We start from the raw sequence: 10,284 nt of genomic DNA, 5'->3' as shown, positions 1-10,284 counted from the left end.
GCCGAGAGCCGAGAGCCGAGAGCCGAGAGCCGAGAGCATGATGTCCAACACAGTAAAAATCGTCAAGGCATTTGTGTAGGGGCGAGGCATGCCTCACCCTTGATTGCTCTGGCAAAAGCTTTTTTGGCCCTCGGCCCTATGCCCTCGGCTCTCGGCTGTATCACCCTCAGACCTCACCTCAAACCCACCGTATACACGTATAATCAAACCATTCGTCGCTCTACACTTTGTCTGGGCGAACAGCAGGCGAGGTGAACATGAAACGCGGTTTTCAGACCAGAAGTCCTTCCAGCACACCAGAGATGATTGCCAATGCCCTCAGGCAAGCCATCATTCAGGGCAAGTACCGTGGCGGGGAACCTTTAAGGCAAGACGAGGTGGCCTCCGAATTCGGGGTCAGCAAAATTCCTGTCCGGGAAGCCCTTTACCAACTGAAAGCCGAGGGTCTGGTCACCTTCATTCCCAACCGGGGTTCGGTGGTCAGTGAACTGTCCATCGAGGAGGTCGATGAGATCTACCTGATGCGCGAAGCTCTGGAACCCACCCTTCTGGTGCGCTCCATTCCTGCCCTCACCCCCACCGATTTCATCCGGGCCAGAGGTTTGCTGGACGTGATGGACGAGACCGAAGACCCCGCCAGCCTTGCTGAACTCAACTGGGAGTTTCACGCGACCCTTTATGGTGCAGCCAACCTGAACCGTTTGCTGGAAAGCATCCGGGTTTTGCACACCAACTCTGCCCGTTACATGGCCATTTATCTGGGTGGCGAAGACCGCAACAAAACCTCCCAGCAAGAACACCGCAACCTGCTGCAGGCCTGCACCGAAAAAGACCTGGACCGTTCCAGAGCCCTGCTCATCGAGCACCTTGAAACGGCCAAGCACCACTTGTTGGGCATTTTGCGTCAGGGGTAAAGCAGAGCCGAGAGCCTTGTAGGGGCTACGCGTGCGTCGCCCAGAAGCCGAGAGCCGAGAGCCGAGAGAATCGTTCCACACGTATAAAACATTATCAAGGGGAACTGTAAGGGCGCAGCGTGCTGCGCCCTTCATTGCTTCAGCCAAAGCTTTCTTTTGCTCTCGGCCCTGAGCTCTCGGCCCTCGGCATTTTTGAGCCCTCGGCCTCCTCGTCAATCCGCGTATCTGGAAACCAGATGCCGTCCAATGATCATGCGTTGCACTTCACTGGTGCCTTCGCCAATCAATGTCAGGCGGTTGTCGCGCCAGAAACGTTCCACAGGGTACTCCTTGATATAACCGTATCCCCCGAGGATCTGGATGGCATTGTCACAGGCCCGATTTGCAGCTTCTGAAGCATACAGTTTGGCTTTGGCTGCCGTTTCTGTGAAGGGCATCCCTGCATCTTTGAGGTGGGCAGCCTTGGAGATCAGCAAACGGGCAGCTTCCAGTTCGGTGCTCATGTCTGCGAGCTTGAACTGGATGGCCTGATGGTGGGCAAGGGATTTGCCAAATTGCACGCGGCCCAGAGCATAACGGGTGGCGTATTCCATTGCCCCTCTGCCCAGTCCCAGAGCCATGGCTCCAATACCAATGCGGCCACCATCCAGCACACGCATCACGTCTTTGAAGGCCTCTCCCCTTTTGCCCAGCAAAGCTTCTTTTGGCAGGTGGATGTCTTCAAAGATGATCTGCGCAGTGTCGCTGGAACGCAGTCCCAGTTTGTCTTCTTTGCGGCCCACACTGAAACCTTGCACTTCATCGCGGTTGAACACAAAGGCACTGATCCCATCGGTTTTGCTTTTGCCTTCTCTGGGGGCATCGGTCCGGGCAATCACCACATAGGTGCCTCCCACAGAGCCTTGCGTGATGAAGTTTTTGGAGCCGTTCAAAATCCAGCTGCCATCAGGTTGTTCAACAGCTCGGGTTTGCAGTCCGCCAGAGTCTGATCCACTTCCGGCTTCAGTGAGGCCCCATGCCCCGAGTTTTTTTGCACTCGCCAGATCCGGGATGTGTTTCTTTTTCTGTTCTTCGTTCCCTGCAATCAGGATGTGTCCCTGACACAGGCTGTTGTGACTGGCCACCGTCAGGCACAGGCTTCCATCAATGGCTGCCAATTCTTCAATGAGCAGGGCAAAAGTGTGCATCGAGAGGCCAGAGCCACCATATTCCTCTGGGGTACAGGCACCCATCACGCCCATTTCGCCAAGGGCTTTGACCAGATCCATGGGAAAAGCTCCGGTCTGGTCACGCTCTGCTGCGCCGGGTTCTGCTCGGGTCAGCAAGAAGTCTTTGAGGCTTTCGACCATGGCTTTTTCTTCGTTTGTGATGTCAAACCACATCCGTGTTTCTCCTTTGAGAGGGAATAGAAAGGCATACCCGCGTTTTTGCACATCGGGTGAAAGGCATTCTGGGGTTGCTGAAAACATATTACACTTTTTTCGTGATGCGTTGTAAAATTGTCATACGTTCACCCATCATGACCTGAAAGTGCGTTTTGCAAGCTGCGTTGTTTCCCTGATCATCAATACAGAGCGAGGCACACCTCGCCCCTACATCAGTCACAAGATTCCCTTTCTGCCCTTCAAAACTTCTCACCCCTGCCATGCTCTCGGCCCTTGGCATCCCCCACGAGGTTCTTATGCTGCACCTTGAACACCACGGCCCCATTGCCCGCCTGACCCTGGCCTCGCCAGAAAACCGCAATGCCCTGAGCCCTCAAATGGTTCAGGATTTGCTGGGAGCATTTGAGGACCTGAAAACCCATGCTTCCACCAGAGCCATTGTGCTCAGCGCCGAAGGCAAGGTGTTTTGCAGCGGTGCAGACCTCAAAAACCTCCATCACCTGCTGTCGGCCAGCAGTGAGGACAACCTGCAGGACTCACGTCAACTGGCACGGCTTTTTGAAACCATCTACACCCATCCCAAACCCATCATTGCAGCCATTGAAGGCAAAGCCATTGCTGGAGGAGCAGGCTTGGCCAGCGCTTGTGATCTGGTGGTGGCCTCCAGCGAAGCCAGTTTTGCTTACACCGAAGTGAAACTCGGGTTTGTCGCGGCCATTGTGATGGTTTTCTTGCTGCGTTCTGTGGGCGAAAAACATGCCAGAGAACTGCTCTTGACTGGAGACGCCATCTCTGCCGCCGAAGCTTACCGGATGGGCCTGATCAACCGCCTGACCGAACCCGGACAGGCCCTTTCCAGAGCCATGCAACTTGCAGAGCACATCGCAAGGAACTCTCCAGTTGCCCTGAGCAGCACCAAAACCCTGCTGGCCAACCTGCCCTCCATGGGCCTGCATGAAGCTTTGCAGCATGCAGCCCAGATGAACGCATGGGCCAGAACCACCAGCGACCTCAAAGAAGGCATCACCAGTTTTCTGGAAAAACGTGCTCCCAAATGGCAGGAGCCTTCCGATGGATGATGTGCAACCCATCAAATATGTGGAATGCCCCAGGGATGCATGGCAGGGCCTCAAGCATTTTGTACCCACTGAAACCAAAATCACCTACTTGAATGCTTTGCTGGACGCCGGTTTCACCCATCTGGATCTGGGTTCTTTTGTCAGTGCAAAGGCTGTGCCCCAGATGCGTGACACCGAAGATGTGCTCTCTGGTTTGCCAGACCCTGCAGGCCGGGATTACCTCTGCATTGTTGCCAACCAGAAAGGCATGGAACGGGCCATGCTACAACCGAAAGTCACCAGTGTGGGGTTCCCCCTGTCCATCTCAGAAACCTTCCAGAAACGCAATGCCAACCAGAGCCTTCAAGAAGCATGGGCATTGGTTGAGCAACTCAAAGCCCAGACAGACGCAGCCCACAAAAATCTGGTGGTGTACCTGTCCATGGGTTTCGGCAACCCTTATGGTGATCCATGGAGCCCTGACAGGGTTCAAGATGCCCTTTTGCGTCTCAGGGATCTGGGGGTGGATCAGGTGGCTCTGGCAGACACTGTAGGGACAGCCACTCCGGAACAAATTGCACAGGTGTGCCGGTTTCTGGAAAGTGGTCTATACAGTCACGCACCCGGTTTACATTTGCATGCCAGACCTGAAGAAGCACTGGCTCTGGTGCAGGCTGGATTGCGTTCAGGAATCCGCTGGTTTGAAGGTGCCATAGGAGGTTTTGGCGGTTGTCCTTTTGCCAAAGATGAGTTGGTGGGCAACTTACCCACCGAGCAAATCATGGGTGTTTTGCGTCCAGAATTCCATCTGAATCAGGAGATCTTAAGACTCTCTCAAAGCATTTTCTGTGACCCATGAGCAGACTTTTAAGAACAAGTGTGTAACAATTGATGGGTGTGGAGATGGGGTCAGAACGGTCCCTAGTGCATCTGTTCTGTACCATAAAGGGTAGATGCTTCATCTCGTGAGGTCTTTTCCTGATGCTTGAACAAACCCCGAACGTACGCAATGACGACATTGATATCGTCAAACTATTTGGCACGCTGCGCAGAAATGCCCTATTGATTGGAATCAGCGTGGCACTCACTGGTGGACTTACTTATCTTATCAGTCAACAGCAAACTCCAACTTATGAAGCTGTCAGCAGCATGATTGCAGTTCGCTCAGAAACTGGAAACATGACCCTGAACAACACCCTGGTTTCTGCTCCTCCATTGCCACAGGGTGCAGTGGAAAAGGCCATTCACAGCCGCTCTGTCACACAGGACATCATTGCAGGCCTTCAGGAAAGCAAATTGTCCAGAGCCGAGCAACAAGCCATCATCGATGACCTGAACCGCGAATTGAGCCGCAACAGCTTCGATCGCCTCAAGGTCAGGGCACGGCTGGACAACCAGTTGACAGGGGTTTATGAAATCACCGCACAATCCAACACCCCTGAAAGTGCACAGGTGCTTGCCAATGCAGCGGTGCAAGCGGTCATCAACTGGGACATTCAACGCGCCACTGCCCGACTTGTCAGGGCAAAAGGCAGCCTCGAACAACAACTGGCTTCTCTGAACCAGAGCATCAGGGCCAGCAGAAACAACAGCATTGAACAACAAACCTTCATCGCCACCCGTGCAAGTGTGTTGCAAAACCTGGCCCAGATGGAGGTGTTTGTCAAAGCCGCCACTGGAACACTCAACCTTGTGGCAGAAGCCGAAGTGCCCTCTGAGCCGGTCTCGCCCAAACCTCTGCGCAGTGCAGCTCTGGCGGCCCTGCTGGCATTCTTGCTGGCGTCTGGATTTGCCCTGATTTCAGATGCCCTTCGCAAACGCATTGAGTCGGACGAAGACCTCACTGCTTTTGGAGCTCCCGTGCTGGGCAAGTTGCCCAAACTGGCCGGGAAAACCTTGCAAAGAGGGATCATCGAAAGTGCACGTTCTGGCATGCTCTATGAAGCCATTGGCTTCTTGCGCGTCAGCCTTTTGAGCTACACAGAAGGCAACACCAACACCCGTCGCTTTGTGGTTTCCAGTTCCCGTTCAGGCGAAGGCAAAAGCAGTGTCACTGCTGCCCTGGCAGAAGGCCTGGCCAACTCGGGCATGAAAGTCTTGATTGTTGATCTGGACTTGCACCGTCCCACCCAACACAAGGTGTGGTCTCAAATCAAACCCCTGGGCTGGCATGCCTTGCCCGGTGCAGAAGCCAACCCAACCGTACCTGCTCGGGACATTCAAACCGCACTGAGCAACCCCAAAGCTGCTCAGGCTTTGCAGGTGAGCCAGGGCATCGACATGTTGCCCGCAGGTGTTCCACAACGTTCAGCCGCCCATGTGATCAACAGTTCCAAATTGCAGGACCTGCTGAGCAGCTGGGACAGCGGATACGATGTGGTGCTTCTGGACAGTCCACCCATTTTGGCGCTTGCAGATGCCCTGACCATTTCTCGTTTTACCCAGGGCATTTTGATGGTGGTTGAAGCCAATCAGACCACTGCAGCCAATGTGGATGCCACCCTCAAAAACATTCGCACTGCCGGCTGCAATTTGATTGGCTTTGTGCTCAATAAAGTGACCAGTCGCAAAGACGGCTACTACTATTACTACTACAGTTACCGTCCAGAAGCCGAAAAAGTCCGGAAGCAGTGATGCTCTTGTACCGGTTTATGGTACAATCTTGTTTGGGTAGTTTTATTCCTTAAGGGGGTATTCAATGAAAAAGAAAGCCATCATCATCGCAGCACTGCTGGGAGTTGCCGCAGTCGGACCCACTTCCGTTGCATTTGCTCAAACCGTTACTGCAAGTGAACTCAGTGGCCTCAGTGGCTTCCAAGTGCTTGACATCCTGATCAAAGCCACCAGCATTGGTAAAGTCTCTGATGCACAGCTGCAGAGCCTCGTGCCTACCCGTTCCAATGGCGCTGAGCAACTCTACAAACTCGTGCTGAGCAAAACCTGCTTGCAGCAAACCACCCTCGACAACCTGATCACCCTGGGTGATCAAAAAGCCACCAACCTGCTGGTTGCCAAGGCTGCTGTGGAATTCCGCACCTGCAAACCTGTCAACGACGCTGCCCTTGCCGCAGACCTCAATGCAGGCAAAGTGGACTTCAGCAATGCAGGCAGCCTGCAATCCTTCCTGGTGAGCAGTGGCAACAGCGCAGCTGTGCGTGACCTGCTCAACGGCGTCACCCCCACTCGCTAAGCTTTTTAAAAAAACAGTCGCCATCAACATGGCGACTGTTTTTTTATCTCTGCTGGAGGCCCAATGTTGATCATCAGAATTCTGGCACTGCCCCTCATGGTTTTGTTTGGGGTTCTCGCATACTCCAATGTCCAATTGTACCAGAGCACCGTTTTGATCCAGAAAAGCAACAAAGCCCTGGAAGATTTTGAATTTGATCAGGCCATTCAACTGGCAAATTCAGCCATTGATCATTTTCAATACAACGCAGATGCCCATCTCAATCTGGCAAACATCAATGGGGTCTTGTGGATGTTCCGAAAAGAAAAAAGCTACCGGGATGCCATGGACCAGGCTTACCAGAAAGCCACTTCTTTAAATCGAGCCAATGCAGTGTATTTTTACAAATGGTCATCTTCTTATGCAAATCCGGGGGATTACCAGCAGGCGCTCGTTTATATCGATAAAGCCATCGCTCTGGATCCAAATGGCGGAGGCTACTACTACGAAAAAGGCATTTATCTGGAAGCGCTGGGGAAAAAACAAGAAGCCCTTTCTGCATATCAAACTTCGCACGATCTCAGTAAATTGGCCCTTGTGATGAAAGACATCCAGCGGCTCAAAGGAAGCCTTGAAAATGAATAAAGTCAGTGGGTTGTTTCGTTTTCTCGCCCTCATTGTCTGTAGCCTTGCCCTTTGCGTTGTGGCCCTTGCTGGAGGAGGAGGAACCGACTGGGGTTTCATGGTGATTGGAGTGGCAGGCAGCCTGGCTTCATTTTTCACACTGCTGTGGGCTGTTTTCGAACCCAAAGCCAGAGCTTCAAAAACCTTCAGCGGTCTTGTGGGATTGCTGCTGCTCTGGATCTGGGTGAGTGTGGGACAAGCGGTTTATCTCAAAGAGGCCTGGCTGTGGGCGGGCATCTGGACCGCCACTCTGGGCCTGGGATGGAGCATTCACCTTCTTGCCCGTGAAAAAACGCTGTCATACTTTCATGGGGTTTTCTTTGTGTCTTCTGTGCTGGTTTTGACCATCAGCTGGTTTGAGTGGCAAGCCATCCCCCTCCCCTTTGAGAACATCTTGATTCCCAATCCCAAAAGCACAGCCATCACAGGTCCCTATTTCAATGCTGCACACTTTGGTGGCTATCTGGTGTTCAACAATGCCTTCCTGATGGGCACCCTTTTGCTGCGAAAATTTGATGCCCTCAGCCTGTTGTCCATCCCTCTGCTGGTCTATTCCAACTGGGTCTTGATGCAAACCGATTCAAGCAGCATTCCTGTGGCCCTTCTGATGCTTCCCTTGATGATCCTGCTGTGGGTGATCAGCAAAAACTGGAAATGGGGTGTTTTCCTGTCTGGAATCACTGTGCTTGCCAGCATTCTGGGTGTTTTGTTTTTCAATACACCCCAGGGCCAGGCGATTTTCCAGGCCAACAAACAAACCATTGGCCTTTCCAACAGTTGGCCCAAGTTCATCGAAGGCAGAGAGGCTGTCTGGTCTTACGGAGAACGCATGTGGGCAGACGCCCCATGGACGGGTCTTGGGATTGGACAATTCAGCATTCTCTCTGCTTCTTACCGCAATGACCCACGGGAAACCCAGGCTTCTGTTGACCGGCAATTTGTCAATTATGCCCACAGCGATTACCTGCAAATGTTGAGTGAAGTGGGCATCATCGGACTGGCCCTTTTTCTGCTCTTGAATGCATCCGTGATCTTGCTGGGTTTGATCAAGAGAAAACCTGCAGCATTGATTGCTGCAGGTTCGGCTGTAGGGTATCTGATCACTGGAATCTATGATTCACACATCACTTTTATTCCTGCAACCATGTTGATTTTTTATGCTTTCATGGGCCTGGCCTACGCCGAAAACCGTCAGGTCAACAACTTGATGGTTGACTCAGGCACCAACTCCCGCAAACCGGCCCTCACAGAGCGGTGATCGCTTCTCTGGGCGCTGCGGTAAAGGGGTTCCAGACGATCCAGCAGCCAATTCTCGTTGGGGGTTTCCAGGCTGGCCACGAAGATTTCTTCGTGGCTGGTTTTGCTGACCCCTTCGCTGGAGGTCAACAACTCTTCATAAAGCTTTTCTCCGGGGCGCATGCCTGTGAACTCAATGTCGATGTCTTTTGCTCCGGAAAGTTGAATCAAATCCCGGGCCAGATCGGCAATTTTGACCGGTTGTCCCATGTCCAACACATACACATTGCCGTTTCCTGCCAGACCGCCTGCCTGCAGCACAAGGCGTGACGCCTCTGGAATGGTCATGAAGTAACGGGTCATGTCCGGGTGGGTGACTGTGATGGGACCACCTTCTTTGATTTGCCGCATGAACGTGGGAACCACACTGCCCCGGGAACCCAATACATTCCCGAATCTCACAGACATGAAGGCCTGACCAGGACGTACTTTCTGTGCATATGTGGCCACCACCATCTCAGCAATGCGTTTGGTGGTCCCCATCACTGAGGTGGGATTCACAGCCTTGTCCGTCGAAATGTTGACAAACCGTTCCACCCGGAACTCCAGGCACAATGTGGCAACGTTTTTGGTGCCAAAAATGTTGTTCAGGACAGCCTGACAGGGGGACTCTTCCATCAGAGGCACATGCTTGTGTGCTGCTGCATGGAAAACCACCTGGGGCATGTACTGCTGGAACACAAAACGCAGCCGTTCATGGTCCCTGACATCTCCAATGAGGGTGATGAATTCTATTTCAGGCCAGTTGCGCAACAATTCCTGTTGCAGTGTGAAAATGCTGTTCTCGCCACGACCAAACAGAATCACTTTTCGTGGATAAAACCTGACAATTTGACGGACCACTTCAGAGCCAATGGATCCTCCAGCACCCGTCACCAGAATCACTTTCTGCTTCAGGTAATCTGAAATCCTTGCAATGTCCAGATCGGCGGGAGGACGCCGCAACAGGTCTTCCAGATTCACATCACGGATCTGGGAAATCTGGATCTGGTCTCCGACCAATTCATAGAGTGCAGGAACCACTTTGTAGGTCAAATTTGCAGCTTTGGAAGCGTTGACCACTTTCCGAATCACTTCACCTGCTGCAGAGGGAATCGCCAGCAGAACCATGTCCGCTTGGTACTTGCGTGCTGCGTTGGAAAGGTGGTCCAAGTCACCTGCAACAGGAACCCCATGAATGCGTTTTCCCCTGAGGGACATGTCATCGTCCAGGAAAGCCACAGGAACCATGCCTTGCTCAGGATGTCGCAACATCTCCCTGACGAACATGGAACCGGCATCCCCTGCACCGATCACCAGAACACGTCTGGAGGTCCCCGTTCCAATGGACACCACCCTGCGGGCATTTTCATAGCTTGTGCGCACCAGAAAACGGATTCCAGTCAAACTGGCCAGAGAAACCAGCAATGCAATCAGGGGGACACTGCGCGGCACTGAAGGAAGGTAAAAGCTGATGGCTGTGCTGATCACGAAAGAAGTCAGCACGGCTTTGAGGAGGGTAGCCAGGTCTCCCAGGCTGAACCTTTGCCACACCTGAAGATTCATCCGAAAATACAAAATCAGGAATGTTTTGTAGACCACACCAATGCCAGTCAGGTACAACATGGCCCTGTAGTACTGGTCATCAATGTTGAAAGAACCCAACCTCAACCAGAATGCGATGGGAACTGCTGCACTCCAGATCAGCAAATCCACCAGAAACTTCACATGAACACTGCGCATCATCACCTCCTGTTGATCACCAAAATCGCTTTCTCTGTGGCCTCCTGCTGAAACTT

General features: G+C 52.8%; 9 protein-coding genes. 7 read left to right on the top strand and 2 right to left on the bottom strand.

What is annotated here, in order from left to right:
- The first annotated feature begins 257 nt into the window (after positions 1-257).
- The gene (locus tag Q371_RS19180) at positions 258-914 is read left to right on the top strand and encodes a GntR family transcriptional regulator (RefSeq protein ID WP_034343496.1); all 657 of its coding nucleotides are present in this window, start codon (positions 258-260) and stop codon (positions 912-914) included.
- A 212-nt stretch (positions 915-1,126) separates the two neighbouring features.
- Here the strand turns inward: Q371_RS19180 and Q371_RS19175 are convergent, their stop codons facing one another.
- A complete protein-coding gene (locus Q371_RS19175) occupies positions 1,127-2,296 on the bottom strand; it encodes an acyl-CoA dehydrogenase family protein (RefSeq protein ID WP_034343482.1) in 1,170 nt (389 codons plus the stop codon).
- Between the two features lie 299 nt (positions 2,297-2,595).
- Between Q371_RS19175 and Q371_RS19165 the strand changes: the two genes are divergently transcribed.
- The 6 genes from Q371_RS19165 (at position 2,596) to Q371_RS19140 (ending at position 8,468) form a co-directional block, all read left to right on the top strand.
- Positions 2,596-3,378 (top strand): enoyl-CoA hydratase/isomerase family protein, encoded by a 783-nt coding sequence (locus Q371_RS19165; RefSeq protein ID WP_034343478.1) that lies wholly within the window; start codon positions 2,596-2,598, stop codon positions 3,376-3,378.
- Entirely contained in the window at positions 3,371-4,216 is an 846-nt protein-coding gene (locus Q371_RS19160) for a hydroxymethylglutaryl-CoA lyase (RefSeq protein ID WP_051964819.1), read from the top strand. Before Q371_RS19165 ends, Q371_RS19160 begins: the two co-directional genes overlap by 8 nt.
- Before the next feature lie 122 nt (positions 4,217-4,338).
- Positions 4,339-5,991 (top strand): polysaccharide biosynthesis tyrosine autokinase, encoded by a 1,653-nt coding sequence (locus Q371_RS19155; protein ID WP_084571540.1) that lies wholly within the window; start codon positions 4,339-4,341, stop codon positions 5,989-5,991.
- A 64-nt stretch (positions 5,992-6,055) separates the two neighbouring features.
- Positions 6,056-6,547, top strand: a complete 492-nt coding sequence (locus Q371_RS19150; protein WP_034343476.1) for a hypothetical protein — start codon at positions 6,056-6,058, stop codon at positions 6,545-6,547.
- Between the two features lie 153 nt (positions 6,548-6,700).
- Positions 6,701-7,171 carry a hypothetical protein gene (locus tag Q371_RS19145; RefSeq protein WP_157442827.1) on the top strand — a complete coding sequence of 157 codons (471 nt, stop codon included), beginning with the start codon at positions 6,701-6,703 and terminating at the stop codon, positions 7,169-7,171.
- A 58-nt stretch (positions 7,172-7,229) separates the two neighbouring features.
- Entirely contained in the window at positions 7,230-8,468 is a 1,239-nt protein-coding gene (locus Q371_RS19140) for an O-antigen ligase family protein (protein WP_169743890.1), read from the top strand.
- Here Q371_RS19140 and Q371_RS19135 read toward each other — a convergent pair.
- On the bottom strand, positions 8,402-10,231 hold the full coding sequence (locus Q371_RS19135; RefSeq protein ID WP_245618380.1) for a polysaccharide biosynthesis protein: 1,830 nt from the start codon (positions 10,229-10,231) through the stop codon (positions 8,402-8,404). The two genes, Q371_RS19140 and Q371_RS19135, sit on opposite strands and share 67 nt — an antisense overlap.
- Positions 10,232-10,284: the final 53 nt, after the last annotated feature.

Origin of the sequence: Deinococcus misasensis DSM 22328, assembly GCF_000745915.1 — a bacterium.
In the GTDB taxonomy this organism is placed as follows: domain Bacteria; phylum Deinococcota; class Deinococci; order Deinococcales; family Deinococcaceae; genus Deinococcus_C; species Deinococcus_C misasensis.
Note: the sequence above shows the minus strand (reverse complement) of the source record. Positions and strands in the feature narration are given on the sequence as shown.